This is a genomic window from Paramylibacter kogurei (assembly GCF_002742285.1).
Classification (GTDB): Bacteria; Pseudomonadota; Alphaproteobacteria; order Rhodobacterales; family Rhodobacteraceae; genus Amylibacter; species Amylibacter kogurei.
On sequence record NZ_MDGM01000012.1, the window covers coordinates 234,006 to 251,868 of the forward strand.

Consider the following 17,863-nt stretch of genomic DNA (forward strand, 5'->3'; position numbering starts at 1 on the left):
TAGCGTTGATGCCCCGCGTTTCAAAACGAAAACTTACGCCAAGATTTCATCGCGCTGTTTCAAAATGAAATCCATATCCGCATCCAGCAGCGTTTTTTGTTTTGCGCTCTCGATCATCAAATCAATATGGGTTTTGAGAATATCGCGCGCATCATCATCCCCCAGATGATACAACCGCCCCAAAGCATCCAAAATATGTTTGGTCATTAACACATTCCCCGCCGCCGCACGGCGCAGCGGATGAAATGCTGTGTTGATCAAATCGCGCAATGTCATGCCCGGTAAATGCAACCGCGCAATCCCATCACCGTCACCGCGAATATGTTCGCGCAAACCGTGGCAAACGGGATTGCGCAATGCGGATGAAATTCGATCAATACAGGTGATCGCCGTAAACGTATCATTGATCCCAGGCGACAGGGCGCGCAGGGCAATTTCGATCATCAAACGGATCGAAAAATCCACGTCCGACACAGGGGATCGTGACTCGGATAACATCACGGCAGCTTGCACATATTGCGTCACCTCATCATCAGATGAAAGGTTATCTTTCGCATAGACATTTGCGATTTTTGACCCCTTGATCACAAAATCCCCGAACCCGTGGCAGAGCTGAAAATACAGATCATGTTTTTGCGCAAATGCGATCAAACCCTTGCTGTCGATTTCATCAATATAACCCGAACCATCGGCGCAAATACGCAATGCAACGTCTTGGTCGGTGTCATGTTTGGATTGAAATTCCTTGGGGTCTTCTGATGCGATCAACGCGTCAATATCGCGACCCAATTGTGATGAAATCGCCGCCAGTTCTTCGTCTACTGTGACGCTAATGGATGCGGTGCGCACGAAATAAATCAACTGCAACACCGCCAATACCGCCAGCAACATGGTGATGGTGACGGATATTTTTGGCACAAAATCAGCGGTGGTTTGATATAAAACTGTTAATGAAAACAAAAACGTACCGCCAAATAGCCCTGCGGTGAATTGGTTGACGCGATCGGATGTAAACCGTTGCAATAATCGCGGCCCAATATTACCCGCCGCCGTGGTGAACACCACCAATACAATGGAATACACCAGACCAAGCGTGGTGATCGACGCCGATGCCACCGTGCCAAGAACGCGCGCAGCCGTGGTTTCATTCACGGCCAGAAACGAAAACCAGCCCGTTTCAAACGCATTTGGGAAATATCGATCTACGCCTAACCAGACAAAGGCAAAAAACCAGAAGGTCAACGCAATCAGCCCAGGAACCGTGGACAGTCCGCGCAGTTGTTTTAGCCGTTTGCGCAATGCGCTGATCATGAAACCCCCTTGTTAAATGCGCCCGATCACGTGGCCCTTGGCACCTTTTTTCTGAGCCAGCAAACACAACCAATCATGCGCAACCGTGGCCGCCGCCAATGCGGTGATTTCGCCGTGGTCATATGCGGGCGCGACCTCGACCACATCCATGCCGATCAGGTTTAGATCACCCATGCCTCGGATCAATTCCAATCCTTGCCAACTGGCCAATCCACCCACCACGGGCGTACCTGTGCCAGGGGCAAATGCGGGGTCAAACCCATCAATGTCGAACGAGATATAAACAGGCGCATCGCCTGCGCGTTTTTTGATAATATCAAGCGCTGCATCAATGCCATTGCGATGCACCCAGGGCGCGGTCAGGATTTCAAAACCCGCATCCGTATCATTATATGTACGAAGCCCAATTTGCGTGGATTTTGTTGTATCAATAATCCCATCCGCCGCAGCACGCGCAAACATCGTGCCGTGATCCAACTGCTTGCCATCATCGGGCCATGTGTCGCAATGGGCATCAAACTGTACCAACGCTATGGGGCCGTATTTTTCGGCGTGCGCCTTTAATAATGGATAGGCGATGAAATGATCACCCCCAAGGGTCAACATTTTCGCATCCGATTTTAAAATTTCTCGTGCATGATCCGCGATGGTATCGGCAATTGTTTCGGGATGATGGGGGTCCATGTAACAATCGCCATAATCTGTGACGGCAAGCGTATCAAATGGGAAAAACCCAAATGGAAATGCATCCAGTTCCGCCAATTGCGTTGATGCCTCGCGGATGGCGCGTGGGCCAAAACGACAGCCAGACCGATTGGTCACAGAACAATCATACGGCACACCGCTTACCACCACATCAACATCGTTCAATTCACGCGTATATCGGCGGCGCAGAAAGCTGAGCACACCAGAATAGGTACGATCATCCGAACGCCCCAAATTTTCATTTGATCGAAATGCAAAATCACCTTTGGTTGTCATGGTTGCAATCCTTATAGTCGGTTGAGGTAGGTGCGATATTCAATGGGTGCGATTTCTGTGGTTAATTGCGCAATTTCATCGCGGCGCACGGTGGCATAAATATCGCGATATTCTGCGCCAAAAATTTGGGCGGCAATATTCGATGTTGCGAATTTATCAACGGCTGTTGACCAATCATGGGTTAGCTTTTCAGGGATCACCGCTTCATCGGCATCAATCGCGGGTGGCACGGGCAATTTATTATCCAGCCCATGTAACATCCCACCCAAAATCGCGGCAAAGGCAAGGTATGGATTTACATCCGCACCGCTGATCCGATGTTCCAGACGTGCGGCGCGATTATCCGTATCGGGCAGACGGATCGCAGCGCCACGATGATCCAATCCCCAATTGGGATGGGTTGGCGCAAAGCTGTTTGCCTGAAAACGGCGATATGAATTGAGGTGAGGCGCAAAAATCGCCTGTAATTCTGGCATGGTTTCCAAAACACCACCAACGGCGTGGAACAGACGTTCGCCCACACCATCATCGCTGGCGAAAATATTATTGCCATCATCATCCAACACAGATGCGTGCAAATGCATCCCATTGCCCGGGTGTTCGGCGTATGGTTTGGCCATAAACGTGGCCTCCATCCCGTGGTTTTGCACCACACCGCGCACCAGACGGCGAAACATCAACGCTGTGTCGGCTGCAAACAGCACATTATCGGTATGCTGAAAATTAATTTCGAATTGGCCCGGGCCAAATTCTGCGATCAATGTGTCAATCGGCATGTCCATCGCCAATGCGGCGGCCTGAATATCGCGCAACAAATCCTCTGATCGGCTGAGAACATCCAGATCATAGTTTTGCGCATCGGGCGACCAATCGGGCGGTGTTGGGGATTGATCGGGGTCATCGCGCGGATGGAATACGTAAAATTCCAATTCACAGGCAATCACAGGGTGAAGCCCCTGCGCCTTGAACCGATCCCAGACATTGGCCAGTATTTGGCGCGATGACAGCGTGCTAATTTCGCCATTATCATCTGTCATTTCGACCAAAATTTGCGCCACATCGCCATCGGCCCATGGCACGTTGCAAAGGGTTTCAACAACAGGCACCAAATTTGCATCGGGATCACCCGAAACAATGCCAAGCCCCGTTTCCTCCACATCATTGCCCAAAATATTGGGGCAATATGTGGACATGGGCAGGCGCACGCTGCCTTTGCCAAGTTTGTCAATTTCGCTACTCGGGAGCCATTTGCCGCGCAGTACCGCGTTCATGTCACATAACATGATTTCAATGCGTTCGGGCGTGCCATGTGTTTGGCAATATTCGGTGTAGATGTCTGAAAAATTGGACACGTTGATCTTCTCATTATAAGGTTGGTTTACACTATCAGGCGGATTGATTTTGTCCACTGTATGTGCGCCAGATCGGCATAATTTATAACAGGATACTATCGTGAGTAACGCATCTGCTAAAGGCTGGCTCGATAACGTGCCAGACGCGTTTAAAACCTATCGTAATAATCGCCAACTGGACGAGGTGGAATGTATCATTCCCGATCTTGCGGGCATGTCGCGCGGCAAGGCAATGCCCGCGTATAAATTTTCACCTGATGAAACATTTTTCCTGCCTATATCATTGTTTTATCAAACAATTTCAGGCGAATATGTGGATATGGATATTGAAAATCAATGGCTTGAAAAAGACATTGTTTTGCGCCCCGATATGGGCACGGTTACGGCTGTTCCTTGGGCCGAAGACCCCACCATGCAGGTGATCAATGATCTGGAAACACGCGATGGCACGCCATTGCCAATTGCACCGCGCAATGTGTTGAAACATGTGCTAAAGCTTTATGCAGATCAAGGTTGGCGCCCCGTTGTCGCACCCGAATTGGAATTTTATCTAACCACGCCCAATACCGATCCCACCGATGATATTGAACCCATGACAGGACGCACAGGGCGCAAGGGTGCGGGACGCCAAGCGTTTTCCATGGTTGCCGTGGATGAATATGGCGAAGTGATCGATAAAATCTATGATTACGCCGATGCCCAAGGATTGTTGATTGATACCGTAATCCAAGAAGGCGGTGCGGGACAAATTGAAATTAATTTGATGCATGGCGATCCGCTGGCGCTGGCTGATCAGGTGTTTTATTTCAAACGCACCATCCGCGAAGCAGCGCTAAAATACGGGGTTTTTGCGACATTCATGGCCAAACCGATGCGCGATGAACCCGGCAGTGCAATGCATATTCACCAAAGCATCGAAGACATCAAAACCGGCGAAAACATTTTTTCCGACAAGGATGGCAAACCCACCGATGCGTTTTATCATTTCATTGGCGGGTCACAAAAACATATCCAATCGGCGATGCCACTGCTCGCGCCATATGTGAATTCATATCGCCGCATTTCAGGCCAGATGAGCGCGCCAACCAATTTGGAATGGGCCGAGGATAATCGCACCACCGGTATCCGCGTGCCAAATTCAGGGCCCAAGGCACGGCGCGTGGAAAACCGTGTGACGGGTAGCGATACAAACCCGTATTTGTCCATCGCGGCAAGTTTGGCGGCGGGCTATCTGGGGATGATGAATAAAATCGAACCCCGCCCAGAGGCCAAGAAAGAGGTTTATAAATCCGAACTTCCCTATAGTTTGAATTCCGCCTTGCGCCAGTTTGATATGGCAACCGAATATCGCGCCGTTTTGGGCGAAGAGTTCTGTAAACTTTACAGCGATATTAAACATGCCGAACTGGATGAATATCAGCGCGAAATTTCACCATGGGAACGCGAACATCTGTTGTTGCAGGCCTAAATGGCGGCCTTGGATTTATTGACGGCGAATGATGTGGCGGGGGAATATCCCGCATCATATTACGCCGCCACTGCCAAACCATTACCGATATTTCCACCTGCGAAGGGTGGCATTGATGCGGATATTTGCATCATTGGTGCGGGGTTTACCGGGTTATCATCTGCGCTTCATCTGGCGCGGGCAGGGTATCACGTGGTGGTGTTGGATGCACAACGCATCGGATTTGGTGCATCAGGGCGCAATGGTGGGCAGGTTGGCAAAGGCCAGCGTCTGGAACAGGACGAATTGGAAACCATGCTGGGGTGCGAACATGCCCGCGCGCTTTGGGATATTTCCCAAGACGCGGTGCAATTGGTCAAAGATTTATGCGCAGATATGCCCGATTGTGCATTTCAACATGGGTTAATCCATGCCGCACACCGCGAACGATATGTGGGGCATGAACATGTCTATGTTGATAAAATGGCCGCTGAATATGATTACCCACATATGCAAAAATTGGATCGCGCGGCGTTGCGCGATTTGGTCAATTCCGATGCTTATTTCGGTGGCTCGCTTGATATGAACGCGGGGCATATTCACCCGCTGCGCTTTGCGCTTGGGATGGCGCGAAAATGCGTGGATGCGGAGGTGCAGTTTTTTGAACAATCGCGGGTGGTGCGCATTGAACATGGTGCGCGTGCCACTGTGCATACAGGCGATGCAAAGGTCAGCGCGGATTTTGTCATTGTTGCCTGCAATGGGTATCTTGGCAATCTGGAACCACAGGTCGCCCGCCATGTGATGCCGATTGGCAATTACATCGTGGCAACCGAACCGATGGACACAGCGCAAATGAACGCAGTGGTGAAAAACCATTACGCGGTGGCGGATACAAAATTCGTGGTGAATTATTTTCGGTTCTCTGATGACAATCGATTGTTGTTTGGGGGCACGGAATCCTATGGCTATAAATTTCCACGCGATATTGCGGGAAAGGTGCGCAAACCCATGGCGGCGATTTTCCCACAACTGGCAGATATCAAAATTGATTACGCATGGGGTGGAACCCTTGGGATTACTATGAACCGTATGCCCCATTTTTATCGCGCAGCGGGGAATATCATTTCGCTGTCTGGGTATTCTGGGCATGGGGTTGCCATGGCGACAATGGGCGGGAAATTGGCGGCAGAGGTCGTTCAAGGCCAAGCAGAACGATTTGACATTATGGCAAATGTACCAAGCCAGAAATTTCCAGGCGGGGTGGCGCTGCGTCATCCATTGCTGATCGCAGCGATGCTTTGGTATTCGCTGCGCGACAAATTGTAAGGATTGATATGCCCAAATTCATAGCCGAACCTGCGCGGCGCGTGGATGTGATCCATGATACGGATGTACTGGTTGTTGGTTCTGGCCCCGGGGGCTTGGCCGCGGCATTGGCGGCGGCGCGTGCGGGCGTGGATGTCACGCTGGTGGAACGCTTTGGTTGCATGGGTGGGAATATCACCACCGTGGGTGTCGAAGGTTTTGCATGGTATCGCCATGAACAAACAATAGAGGCCGGCGGCATCGGCATGGAATTTGAAACCCGCGCCAAGGAAATGGGCGCGGCCGTTCCCGAAAGCCAATCATTGTCTTATGAATTGGATAGCGAGGGTTTCAAACTGGTCGCCGATCAATTGGTGGAACAGGCAGGGGTGCGCCCGATGTTGCACCGCCAATTTGTTGCCCCCATCATGGAAGGTGACGCCATTGTGGGCATCATCACCGAAAGCAAAGCAGGGCGCGAGGCAATCATGGGGCGCGTAGTTATTGATGCCACGGGTGATGCCGATATTGCCCAACGCGCAGGTGCGCCTACCAACAAAACCCCCGTTGAACAGATGCAGGCCGCATCGGTGATGTTTCATCTGGCAGGTGTTGATAAAACCGCGTTCATGGCGGGGGTGAATGCGGATCCGCAAACCTATGCCGATTGGGCGACGGGTGAATGGGAAATTGAAACCAGCGGCAAAGAAGACGATATGTTTTCGCCATTCTTGGCAAAACCGTTTGAACGGGCCATCAAGGATGGGGTGATCCCTGCACATCTGAATACCATTGGGGGCACTTGGGGTGCGGTGCATGACAGTGGTGAAATGACCTATATGAATTTGGTGCATTTGGCGGGGTGTGATGGCACCGATCCCGAAAGCATGACCAAGTTCGAAATCGAAGGGCGCAAACAAGCAATGCACGCGATTAATGCGCTGCGCAAATATACACCCGGCTGTGGCGATGTGCGGTTGCGCAATTTTGGCATGACCATCGGTATTCGTGATACGCGCAAGATTGATGCGATCTATAACATGACCGAAACGGATGTCCGCGAACAGGGGCGGTTTGACGATAGCATCGGAATTTATCCTGAATTTATAGATGGATACGGCATTTTAATTCTGCCCACCACAGGGCGATATATGCAAATTCCATATCGTTCAATGTTGCCCAAGGGCGTGAAAAACCTGTTGGTGGCGGGGCGTGCCATTGGCGGGGATAAAATTGCCCATGCCGCCACGCGCAACATGGCCTGTTGTGCGGTTGCAGGACAGGGCGCTGGCATTGCCGCCGCATTGGCCGTGCGTGAAAATCGCGATGTGGATAGCGTGGATATCGGCGCCGTTCAAACCGAATTGCGCCGCCAAGGTGTTCGGATTGATTAAACCGTTTAACCGTTGATCAAAAAATATCGCACCAACCCGTAAACATACAGAGCTGCAAACATCATGTTGATATATTTCAACTGTGGCTCATTGCGCAGCCACCCACAATAAATCCAGATCAAACAAAATGGCAGGCTCAGCAGCATCGCCGCCAATTGCCAGCCCTGAACCACCGCAATCGCACTGCCCAAACCCAAGCCAAAGGCCAGCCATTTCAACGGTTGCTCGAAACGCGCAAACATCATCAATGTCATTCAAATACTTTCGGAATATCAGCGCCGTGAACCCGGCGTTCTGATGCTGAGAAATGTATATGGAATGTGGGTATGTTGCAAAAAGTTTTTTTAAAGTTATGATTTACATAATGCTGTTGACAAGTTGATTACATAATTCATCTGTTAAAGATCGAAGTGCGATTATAGTCTGTTAAGTTTCAAACAGCCCAATTTAATTGAATTCCAATAAAATTTTTGCAACAATTTAAGGAGTCAGTTTAATGCTAAATATCAACAATTCTATAACCCATACTGTAAGTTTTAAGAGTCAAAAATTGGCGATTTCCCAAAGTACACGAACAGCAGGGAGCACTTTTGATAGTACTCATTTTTTGCTAACAATCCATGGGGAATCTGATTTTCATTCTTTGCCTGTAGAAATGCGTTTCGCATACCAAGATTTTGGAAATCCATCACATCCTCCGTCGATTAAGTTTATTAGTTCCGGGGGTTCTGGAAATACATTTTATGTCGAACAATTTGTAGACTTAGAATTCTTAAATGCCGTGCAAAGCGGCGTTAGCGATAGTGTGATTTCACACGCAAGAGTTACATTTTTTGGGGATGAGTTTTCCAAAAATCCTAAGAATGGTTTTGAGCAGCGAGAATTGGCGCAAATTATTTTTAATTGAGCAACACATATTAAATTATCGAGTGTACTGACAAAATCCTAGATCAGCTATCCGCGCCCATCCACCAGATTGGACAACCAATCGGGGTCCATTTCGGGAACTGACGACAGCAATAATTGCGTGTAATCGGGGTGAGGGGGTGACATGACCACGCTTTTTGGGCCTTGTTCGACAACGCCGCCTTGGTACATCACCACGATTTCGTCGCTGATGGCTTGTACCACTGCGATGTCATGGGTGATGAACAGATAGGTGATGTTGTATTCTTTTTGCAGCCGTAACAACAGGCGCAAGATGCCCTCTTGCACGATCTGATCAAGAGCGGATGTGACCTCGTCACAGATAATTACCTCTGGTTCTGCCGCCAATGCACGCGCGATACAGACACGCTGTTTTTGCCCACCTGATAATTCCGATGGCAAACGGTCGTAAAATGTCTGATCCAGTTCGATCATTTCCAACAGTTCAAGAATGCGATCTTGTTTTTTGCGCCCGCGCAGCCCGTGGTAAAATTCCAATGGGCGGCCAATGATTTCAGCCACGGTTTGGCGCGGGTTCATCGCGGTGTCGGCCATTTGGTAAATCATCTGAATGCGTTGCAACTGATCCTTGCTGCGATCCTTGAGTGCCGGGGGGAGCGGTTCACCGTTAAACAGGGTTTCACCCGTTAAGGGGGGCAATAGCCCCGTTATCACCCGCGCAGTTGTGGATTTACCAGACCCTGATTCACCCACCACGGCCACCGTGGTGCCGCGTGCAATTTTGATATTCACATCGTGCAAAACCTTGACCGTGCCAGCATAGGCCGCATCAACATTTTTGATTTCCAAAACCGTATCATTGCTAATGTTTTCGGGTTTTTCGAGCGCACGCACAGACCAGAGCGATTTTGTATAATCCTCTGTCGGGGCGGATAGCATTTGGCGTGTTTCGGCCTCTTCTACCTCTTCGCCGTAACGCAGAACCTTGATGAAATCGGCCATTTGCGCGACCACCGCCAAATCATGGGTGATGTAAATCGCAGCCGTGTTGAACCGCTCCACAATATCGCGCATCGCAACCAACACTTCGACCTGTGTGGTTACATCTAGCGCGGTTGTTGGTTCGTCGAAAATAATCAAATCGGGGCGTGATGACATCGCCATTGCGGTCATCATCCGTTGCAATTGACCCCCCGAAACCTGATGGGGGTAGCGATCACCGATATTATCGGGATCGGGCAATTGCAGGGATGCGTATAATTCACGTGCATCTGATTGCGCGGCGTTCGCCGTTTGCAACCCACCATCAAGCGTGGATTCCACGGTTTGATCCAACAAACGATGTGCGGGGTTAAATGATGCAGCGGCGGATTGCGCAACATAGGCAATGCGTGTGCCCCAAAGCGCGCGCAATTCATCCTCTGTCGCGTTGATCAAATCATGCCCGTCAAAATCAATTGATCCACCAGTGATTTTACATCCCGGGCGTGCAAACCCCATGGCGGCAAGGCCAAGTGTGGATTTCCCCGCACCTGATTCACCGATCAAACCCATGACCTCGCCCCGTTTCAGGGTCAGATCGACACCTTTGATAATCGGGTGCCATTTTTCATCTGAAAACCCATCAATCGTGATGTTTTTCATCTCTAACAGGACATCGCCCTTTTTGCCTTTGTGGGTATCAGTGGTCATCTTTAAGTCCGCTTGATTTATGCAAGAACCAGTCAACGACAAAGTTCACAGCAACGGTTAACAGGGCAATCGCACCCGCAGGGATCATCGGCGTGAGCGCCGCCGTCAGATCATATTTGGCAAATTGGATCATGGATGCATTATCGCGCACCATAGAGCCCCAATCGGCGGTGGGTGGTTGAATGCCAAGCCCCAAGAATGACAAGGCCGCGATGGTCAAAAACACGAAACAGAACCGTAATCCGAATTCAGCGATCAGTGGGGGCATGATGTTTGGCAGGATTTCGCGACGCATGATCCAGCCCAGTTTTTCACCGCGCAATTTTGCCGCCTCGACATAATCCATCACCACGACGCTGACCGCAACGGAACGGGTTAATCGGAACACGCGCGTGCTGTCCAACACGGCGATGATACAGATCAGGCTCAACACACTTGATCCAAAAATAGTGAGCAACATCAATGCAAAAATCAGACTTGGGATCGCCATCAGGATGTCCACCCCGCGTGACAATAGCTGATCCAACCAATTGCCGCTGATGGCGGCCACCAGACCCAAACCGCCACCGATCAGGAATGATAACAAGGTTGCCGCCAATGCGATGCCCATGGTGTTACGTGCACCATAAATCAGGCGTGAAAACACATCGCGGCCAATTTGATCGGTGCCAAAAATATGTTCGCCACCCCAAGGTGCAAAGGGCGTTGGAAATACCTCTGCCTCGCCATAGGGCGCGATGATGGGGGCAAAAATGGCCACCAAGAAATAGATCGCAATCACGATCATGCCAAACCACGCAGACAAAGGCGCCTTTTTCAATTCGATTTTCGCCATCTGCCAACGCGTGCGGCGTTCGCGCAGATTTGCCACTTCGCCAGCGGCGGAATAGGTATGTTCGGTATCGGTCATCGTGGGTGCAACAATCTTGGGTTTGTAACGATGCCGATGATATCGGCGATCAGGTTCAAAATAATGTAAGTGGCGGCGAATATCAGGGCGCATGCCTGTACCACGGGGATATCGCGGGTTGTCACCGCATCCACCATCAACTGGCCAATGCCGGGGTAAACAAACACCACCTCTACCACCACAACGCCCACCACCAGATAGGCAAGGTTAAATGCAATCACGGTTGCAATCGGCGCCCATGCGTTTGGCAATGCGTGGCGCAAAATCACGCGGGTGCGCGACACGCCTTTCAGTTTTGCCATTTCGATATAGGGGCTGGCCAACAGGTTGATAATCGCCGCACGCGTCATGCGCATCATATGGGCGACAATCACCAAGGTGAGCGTTAATGCTGGCAATGCACATTTATACACACGTTCCATAAACGGCGTATCCGCATTCACATTGGCAAGCGATGGAAACACTGGCCAAAGCGATGCAAAGAACAAGATCAACAAATATGCGACGAAAAATTCAGGAAATGAAATCGTGGTCAATGTCGCGGCATTCACCGTGCGATCATACATCGTGTTGCGATAAAGAGCGGCCGTCACCCCAAGGAAAAGCGCAAGCGGCACCGCAACAATCCCTGCCATGCCCGCCAAGAATAATGTGTTCCATAAACGTGGCGCGATCAAATCAACCACGGCGCGGGATCGATCAACACCCGATGAAGCCCGCCCTGAAAATGACGTGCCTAAATCACCGGTCATTACCGATCCAACCCAGTTGAAATAGCGAAGATATGCAGGTTGATCCAACCCCAATTCACGGCGAAACGCGGCAACGGTTTCTTCGGTTGCGGCCTGTCCAAGCACGGCTTGGGTGAAATCGCCTGGCAAAAATTCAATCGCGCTAAAGATGATTAAAGACACAAAAAACAGCGTGATAAGCCCCAACAACAGCCGTTGCAGGATGGTTCCAAGAATTGGATGCACTTATATTCTCCCTCTCGCGCGGGTTTGTCCCGCTGCGGTTTTGCTAATTTAACGCAGGGCAGGGCGTGTTTGTAAAGCATTTGCTTGGATTTTGACCCAAAGCGCATGTTTTATTGGCGTTGGAATCGCTGGGTCACACATAATTTTTACAAAGATACATTGGTAAAGCGCGGGGAATCATGCAACAGTCTGCGCGGCGGAATGATCCAACCAATAAAATAATGGATCACCTACTATCCAACTGGAGGACTAAAAATGAAAAAATTATTTCTTGCCAAGCAAGCCACAAAATTGACAGCAGGTCAGATTGATCGCCGTCAATTTGTGATGTCTGCATTGGCCGCGGGCGTTGTGTTGCCAAGCGCGCTAAGCATGGCAGACAAAGCGATTGCCGCGACACCTAAAAAGGGCGGATTGCTGCGCCAAGGTATGGCACATGGTGCGACCACGGATTCGCTTGATCCAGCAACATATGAAAATTCCATGATGACAGGCATCGGTTTTGCCTATGGTAACTGTCTGACAGAAGTTGGCCCAGATGGTGCGCTGCGCCCTGAATTGGCCGAAAGCTATGAATCATCAGATGCCAAAACATGGGTTTTCAACCTGCGCCAAGGTGTGGAATTCCACAACGGCAAAACCCTGACAGCGGATGATGTGATTGCATCATTGAACCATCACCGCGGCGAAGACAGTAAATCCGCAGCCAAAGGTTTGCTGGCACCAATCGTATCCATGAAAGCAGATGGCGCAAATCGCGTTGTGGTCGAATTGGATGGCCCCAATGCTGGTTTCCCATTCATCGTATCCGATTATCACCTTGTGATCATGCCATCTGTTGATGGTGCGGTTGATGCACAGGCTGGTGTTGGTACCGGCGGCTATGTTTTGGACAGTTTCGAAGCAGGTGTGCGTTCAACGTTCAAGCGCAACCCCAATTATTGGAAAGCAAATTCAGCGCATTTTGATGAGCTGGAAATGCTCAGCTTGCTGGACACAACCGCACGTCAAAACGCCATTATGAATGGCGATGTTGATGTGATTGACCGCGTTGATCCAAAAACAGTGGCCCTGTTGGCGCGTGTTCCAACGCTCAGCATTCTAGAGGCTGCGGGTACATTGCATTACACCATGCCAATGCGCGTGGATGCAGCACCGTTTGATAATTATGATCTGCGCATGGCGTTGAAATATTCAATCAAACGTCAAGAATTGGTTGACAAAATTCTGTTGGGTCATGGTCAAATTGGTAACGACCACCCGATTTCAACAGCAAACCAATATCACGCATCCGATCTGGCACAGCGTGAATTCAACCCTGAAAAAGCGATGGAGCATTACAAGAAATCTGGCCATTCTGGTACGATCCAATTGTCTGCATCCGATGCGGCATTTGCGGGCGCAGTTGATGCGGCGCAATTGGTTGCAGCATCCGCCAAAGAGGTTGGTATCGATGTCGAAGTGGTGCGTGAACCATCCGATGGTTACTGGTCAAACGTGTGGAACAAGAAACCTTGGTGCACATGTTATTGGGGTGGTCGCCCGACCGAGGATTGGATGTATTCATCTGCATATACTGCCGATACAGAATGGAATGACACTGCGTGGCGCGATACGCCAGATGCGAAACGCTTTAACGAAATAGTTATTGCGGCGCGTGCAGAACTGGACGAAGGCAAGCGCCGTTCCATGTATTTTGAAACACAGCAGTTGATCCACAATGATGGCGGCGCAATCGTTCCAATGTTTGCAAACCACATTCATGCATTGTCCAAAAACTTGGCGCATGAAGAACAGATCGCAGGGAACTGGGAACTGGATGGTAACAAAAACACCGAACGCTGGTGGTTCGCATAATTACCATATGAATGATGGGAAAGGGCGGTCAGCAGTGATCGCCCTTTTTCTTTTGATCAAATAAAATGACCTGATCATCATCAGTAATTTTTGCATTGTACAATTCTTGATCAATACCATGTCGAAAACCCCATTTTCATTCCCCAAGATATGGGTATGATCAAGATATTAATTTTAAATGCGAGTCTTGTTATGGCCAAACCAGTTGTTGGTATTATCGGTAATTCATACATCATCGACGATAGCTATCCCGTGCAATCCACGGGCGTGAGCAATGTCGAGGCGATCGCGCGGGTGTCTGGCGCGCTGCCTGTGGTGATCCCTGCCATTCCCGATATGGTGAATATTGATGATCTTTGCGGCCGTTTTGATGGGTTTTTGTTCACGGGTGGGCGCCCCAATGTGCACCCCGAAGAATACGGCGAAGAGGCAACCCCCGCGCATGGGCAATTTGATCGCGACCGTGATCGCGTCGCCTTACCGTTGATCCGCGCAGCCGTGGACAAGGGCATTCCGATCCTTGGCATTTGTCGTGGGTTTCAGGAATTTAACGTCGCCTTTGGCGGATCGCTTTATCCCGAAATTCGTGATTTGCCCGGACGGATGAACCACCGTATGCCCCCCGATGGCACGCTCGAGGAAAAATTCGCACTTCGCCATGATGTGACCCTGATCGACGGCAGCGAATTTTCCAAAATGTTTGGTGCAACCGTGGTGAAAACCAATTCGCTGCATGGGCAAGGGATCAAGGAAAAGGGTGCGCGTATCATCATCGAAGGCCACGCCCCCGATGGCACGCCAGAGGCAATCCGCATCGCCGATGCGCCCAGCTTTGCCATGGCGGTGCAATGGCACCCTGAATGGCGTGCGCATGAATGCGGTGTTTCGCGCCCCTTGTTCGAAGCATTCGGCCAAAGCATGCGCGAACACGTTTAATCAAAAACCGTTACGCCACGACATTCACGGGCACTTGCGTTGCTTGGTACATGCCCTTGCGCTAGCATCAGGTAAATCCATCTGTGCAAAGGGGCGAAGATGAAGCTGAACGTCAATGGAAACGAACATGAAGTGGATGTCGAACCCGACATGCCGTTGTTGTGGGTTTTGCGCGATGAATTGAATATCACGGGGCCAAAATACGGCTGTGGCGTTGCGCAATGTGGCGCATGTACGGTGCATATTGATGGGATGGCTGTGCGATCTTGTCAGATGGCGGCGGGTGATGTCGATGGTGATATCACCACAATCGAAGGATTGGGAACACCCAATGCTATGCATGCGGTTCAGGCTGCGTGGGTCGAACACCAAGTGGCGCAATGTGGATATTGCCAATCGGGGCAAATCATGGCCGCCGCATCATTTTTGGATGTGAACCCAGAACCAACAGATGATCAAATTGATCGCGCTATGTCGGCCAATCTGTGTCGGTGTGGAACCTATCCACGCATTCGCGCCGCCATAAAAACCGCCGCCAAAAATTTAAGCGGGGCGTGAATATGGGACGTATCGGAAATATCGCAAGACGTACATTTTTAATCGGTTCTGCCGCTGTTGCGGGGGGTGTCGCCTTTGGCACCTATGCCTATAAAAAACCAACGGATAATCCGCTGTTGGATCATCTGGGGGATGGTGAAAATGCGATCACGCCATATGTGCGCATTGACGCGGAGGGGATCACATTGATCACACCGCGTGCCGATTTTGGCCAAGGCGGATATTCCACACAAGCAATGTTAATCGCCGAAGAATTGGATGTTGATCCAAACACCGTGCGCCTTGATCCGGGCCCGCCAAGCGCGGCCTATTACAACGGTGCTGTGATGGAAGAGGCATCGCCATTCCCCGCTTATAATACCGATCCAATCGCCGAACGCGCACGCAGTTTCATGCATGTCCCCGCTAAATTATTGGGGCTGCAAATTACGGGCGGGTCATCCACCGTTCCTGATACATTTGTAAAATTGCGCAGCGCTGGATGTGTGGCGCGAGAAACGTTGAAACAGGCAGCGGCGCAAATGGCGGGTGTGGAACGCAGCGCGCTGAAAACCCAAAACGGACAGGTGATTTTGCCAGATGGCAAAACATTGGGATATGTGGAATTGGCACCGCTTGCGGCAACGCTTGATCCTGTGATGGATGTGCCATTGCGCGATGAATCCACGTGGAAATATATCAGAAAGAATACCACCAAACGCGTTGATATGATCGCGCGTTGCACAGGCACGTTTGATTACGGTATCGATTTGGCGTTTGATGATATGGTTTATGCATCCGTGCGGGCAAATCCGGGTATTGGCGGTGGTGTGAAATCATACGATGCGAACGCGGCGCAATCCATGCGCGGCGTGCAAAAAATCGTGCCCATTACATCGGGTGTTGGGGTGATCGCCGATAATACGTGGCGTGCAATGCAGGCGGTCAATGCGATTGATATCACATGGGATGCACCCGATTACCCCGCGAGTTCGGATGAAATCTGGCAGGTGTTGGAGAATGCCATATCGGATGAATATCAAGACACCCGTAACCGTGATGATGGTGATGTTGAAACCGCACTGGCCGATGGCGATGTGCTAGAGGCGCAATACCGCATTCCGTTCTTGGCGCATGCACCGCTGGAACCCATGAACGCCATTGTCAAAGTCAGCGATGATAAATGCGAAATTTGGACGGGCACACAGATCCCGGGCTTTGTCAAAGACCACGCCGCCAAGATGACTGGTTTGGATGCGGATCAGGTGTTCGTTTACACGCAACCGATGGGGGGCAGTTTTGGTCGGCGGCTAGAGGACACATATGTTCTGCAAACCATCGAATTGGCGATGGCGGTCAAGGGCACACCTGTAAAAATGACATGGTCACGCGAAGAAGATTTCGCCCATGATTACCCGCGCTGTGCACAGGTCAGCCGCGCACGGGGCAAGGTTGCAAATGGTCAGGTGGACAGCTTGGATTTATCCATCGCGGCACCTTCAACGGCGGCGTCTTGGTTCGGGCGCATCGCGATGGCACCCCCAGGCCCCGATGCATCATTGGTTGCGGGTGCGTGGGATCAACCCTTTGCCATTCCCAATTATCGCGTCACGGGATATCGCGCACCTGAAACCGTTCCGGTCAGTTCATGGCGATCTGTTGGCGCGTCGGGAAATGGGTTTTTACACGATTGTTTTTTGGATGAATTGATCCACCGCGCGGGGGCAGACCCGTTAATGGAACGCTTTCGTTTGTGCCATCACGATGTTTCGCGCAAGGTTTTGGAAACCGTGGGTGAGATGTGCAATTGGAATGGTCATGCGATTGGCGAAAACCGTGGGCGCGGCGTTGCATTCACCATGGCGTTTAGCGTCCCTTGCGCCCAAGTGATCGAGGTAACCAACACACCAGACGGTATCAAGATCGACAATGTCTGGGTTGCCGCCGATGTTGGCAAAGTGGTGGAACCCATAAACCTTGAAGCACAGATTTTTGGCGGGGTGATTTTTGGCTTGGGCCATGCAATGAATTGCGAGCTGACCTATGACAATCATGTGCCTGACCAAACCAATTATCACAATTACGAAGGGATGCGATTATATCAATGCCCCCAAATCATGGTCAAAGCCTTGGAAAACGGTGCGAAAATTCGCGGCATTGGTGAACCGGGTGTTCCCCCGGCAGCGCCCGCATTGGCCAACGCGATTTTCGCCGCCACAGGGCAGCGCATTCGTGAAATGCCGCTCAATAAACATATCAATTTTGTATAGGGG

The 17,863-nt window shown here is 50.7% G+C and carries 15 protein-coding genes; 8 read left to right on the forward strand and 7 right to left on the reverse strand.

Features of this window, described 5'->3' with window-relative positions; all coding sequences use genetic code 11:
• Window positions 1-33 precede the first annotated feature (33 nt).
• From BFP76_RS06580 to BFP76_RS06590, 3 genes are read right to left on the reverse strand one after another with little or no spacing between them, the layout of a single operon-like run.
• A complete protein-coding gene (locus tag BFP76_RS06580; protein ID WP_099592378.1) occupies window positions 34-1,311 on the reverse strand; it encodes a DUF2254 domain-containing protein in 1,278 nt (425 codons plus the stop codon).
• Window positions 1,312-1,323: 12 nt separating this feature from the next.
• Window positions 1,324-2,292 carry an agmatinase gene (speB, locus tag BFP76_RS06585; RefSeq protein ID WP_099592379.1) on the reverse strand — a complete coding sequence of 323 codons (969 nt, stop codon included), beginning with the start codon at window positions 2,290-2,292 and terminating at the stop codon, window positions 1,324-1,326.
• An 11-nt stretch (window positions 2,293-2,303) separates the two neighbouring features.
• The gene (locus BFP76_RS06590) at window positions 2,304-3,644 is read right to left on the reverse strand and encodes a glutamine synthetase family protein (protein WP_099593944.1); all 1,341 of its coding nucleotides are present in this window, start codon (window positions 3,642-3,644) and stop codon (window positions 2,304-2,306) included.
• Window positions 3,645-3,744: 100 nt separating this feature from the next.
• On the opposite strand from BFP76_RS06590, the gene BFP76_RS06595 reads away from it, so the two are divergent.
• Genes BFP76_RS06595 through BFP76_RS06605 form a run of 3 tightly spaced genes read left to right on the forward strand, consistent with a single transcriptional unit; the run spans window position 3,745 to window position 7,793 of the window.
• A complete protein-coding gene (locus tag BFP76_RS06595; RefSeq protein ID WP_099592380.1) occupies window positions 3,745-5,112 on the forward strand; it encodes a glutamine synthetase family protein in 1,368 nt (455 codons plus the stop codon).
• 9 nt (window positions 5,113-5,121) lie between these two features.
• Window positions 5,122-6,420: an NAD(P)/FAD-dependent oxidoreductase gene (locus BFP76_RS06600; RefSeq protein WP_099593946.1), complete on the forward strand. Its 1,299-nt coding sequence runs from the start codon at window positions 5,122-5,124 to the stop codon at window positions 6,418-6,420.
• A gap of 8 nt (window positions 6,421-6,428) precedes the next feature.
• Window positions 6,429-7,793 (forward strand): FAD-dependent oxidoreductase, encoded by a 1,365-nt coding sequence (locus BFP76_RS06605; RefSeq protein WP_099592381.1) that lies wholly within the window; start codon window positions 6,429-6,431, stop codon window positions 7,791-7,793.
• Between the two features lie 5 nt (window positions 7,794-7,798).
• Here BFP76_RS06605 and BFP76_RS06610 read toward each other — a convergent pair whose 3' ends face one another.
• On the reverse strand, window positions 7,799-8,047 hold the full coding sequence (locus tag BFP76_RS06610) for a peptidase (protein ID WP_205661386.1): 249 nt from the start codon (window positions 8,045-8,047) through the stop codon (window positions 7,799-7,801).
• Window positions 8,048-8,289: 242 nt separating this feature from the next.
• On the opposite strand from BFP76_RS06610, the gene BFP76_RS06615 reads away from it, so the two are divergent.
• A complete protein-coding gene (locus tag BFP76_RS06615; protein WP_099592382.1) occupies window positions 8,290-8,700 on the forward strand; it encodes a hypothetical protein in 411 nt (136 codons plus the stop codon).
• Between the two features lie 47 nt (window positions 8,701-8,747).
• On the opposite strand, the gene BFP76_RS06620 is transcribed toward BFP76_RS06615, so the two are convergent.
• The 3 genes from BFP76_RS06620 to BFP76_RS06630 are packed head-to-tail and all read right to left on the reverse strand — an operon-like array spanning window position 8,748 to window position 12,260.
• Window positions 8,748-10,373: an ABC transporter ATP-binding protein gene (locus BFP76_RS06620; protein WP_099592383.1), complete on the reverse strand. Its 1,626-nt coding sequence runs from the start codon at window positions 10,371-10,373 to the stop codon at window positions 8,748-8,750.
• Window positions 10,363-11,283, reverse strand: a complete 921-nt coding sequence (locus BFP76_RS06625) for an ABC transporter permease (protein WP_099592384.1) — start codon at window positions 11,281-11,283, stop codon at window positions 10,363-10,365. Before BFP76_RS06625 ends, BFP76_RS06620 begins: the two co-directional genes overlap by 11 nt.
• Window positions 11,280-12,260 (reverse strand): ABC transporter permease, encoded by a 981-nt coding sequence (locus BFP76_RS06630; RefSeq protein ID WP_099592385.1) that lies wholly within the window; start codon window positions 12,258-12,260, stop codon window positions 11,280-11,282. Before BFP76_RS06630 ends, BFP76_RS06625 begins: the two co-directional genes overlap by 4 nt.
• 255 nt (window positions 12,261-12,515) lie before the next feature.
• On the opposite strand from BFP76_RS06630, the gene BFP76_RS06635 reads away from it, so the two are divergent.
• From BFP76_RS06635 to BFP76_RS06650, 4 genes are all read left to right on the forward strand, one after another.
• Window positions 12,516-14,117 (forward strand): ABC transporter substrate-binding protein, encoded by a 1,602-nt coding sequence (locus tag BFP76_RS06635; protein ID WP_099592386.1) that lies wholly within the window; start codon window positions 12,516-12,518, stop codon window positions 14,115-14,117.
• A gap of 192 nt (window positions 14,118-14,309) precedes the next feature.
• Window positions 14,310-15,053, forward strand: coding sequence for a gamma-glutamyl-gamma-aminobutyrate hydrolase family protein (locus BFP76_RS06640; RefSeq protein ID WP_099592387.1), 744 nt, complete (start codon window positions 14,310-14,312; stop codon window positions 15,051-15,053).
• Window positions 15,054-15,152: 99 nt separating this feature from the next.
• Entirely contained in the window at window positions 15,153-15,611 is a 459-nt protein-coding gene (locus tag BFP76_RS06645) for a (2Fe-2S)-binding protein (protein WP_099592388.1), read from the forward strand.
• 2 nt (window positions 15,612-15,613) lie between these two features.
• A complete protein-coding gene (locus tag BFP76_RS06650; protein WP_099592389.1) occupies window positions 15,614-17,860 on the forward strand; it encodes a xanthine dehydrogenase family protein molybdopterin-binding subunit in 2,247 nt (748 codons plus the stop codon).
• Window positions 17,861-17,863: the final 3 nt, after the last annotated feature.

Bases quoted from the DNA above. Each gene is read 5' to 3' on its own strand.
- BFP76_RS06580 (WP_099592378.1), bottom strand. From the start codon at position 1,311: ATGATCAGCGCATTGCGCAAACGGCTAAAACAACTGCGCGGACTGTCC.
- speB (WP_099592379.1), bottom strand. From the start codon at position 2,292: ATGACAACCAAAGGTGATTTTGCATTTCGATCAAATGAAAATTTGGGG.
- BFP76_RS06605 (WP_099592381.1), top strand. From the start codon at position 6,429: ATGCCCAAATTCATAGCCGAACCTGCGCGGCGCGTGGATGTGATCCAT.
- BFP76_RS06610 (WP_205661386.1), bottom strand. From the start codon at position 8,047: ATGACATTGATGATGTTTGCGCGTTTCGAGCAACCGTTGAAATGGCTG.
- BFP76_RS06615 (WP_099592382.1), top strand. From the start codon at position 8,290: ATGCTAAATATCAACAATTCTATAACCCATACTGTAAGTTTTAAGAGT.
- BFP76_RS06620 (WP_099592383.1), bottom strand. From the start codon at position 10,373: ATGACCACTGATACCCACAAAGGCAAAAAGGGCGATGTCCTGTTAGAG.
- BFP76_RS06625 (WP_099592384.1), bottom strand. From the start codon at position 11,283: ATGACCGATACCGAACATACCTATTCCGCCGCTGGCGAAGTGGCAAAT.
- BFP76_RS06635 (WP_099592386.1), top strand. From the start codon at position 12,516: ATGAAAAAATTATTTCTTGCCAAGCAAGCCACAAAATTGACAGCAGGT.
- BFP76_RS06640 (WP_099592387.1), top strand. From the start codon at position 14,310: ATGGCCAAACCAGTTGTTGGTATTATCGGTAATTCATACATCATCGAC.
- BFP76_RS06645 (WP_099592388.1), top strand. From the start codon at position 15,153: ATGAAGCTGAACGTCAATGGAAACGAACATGAAGTGGATGTCGAACCC.
- BFP76_RS06650 (WP_099592389.1), top strand. From the start codon at position 15,614: ATGGGACGTATCGGAAATATCGCAAGACGTACATTTTTAATCGGTTCT.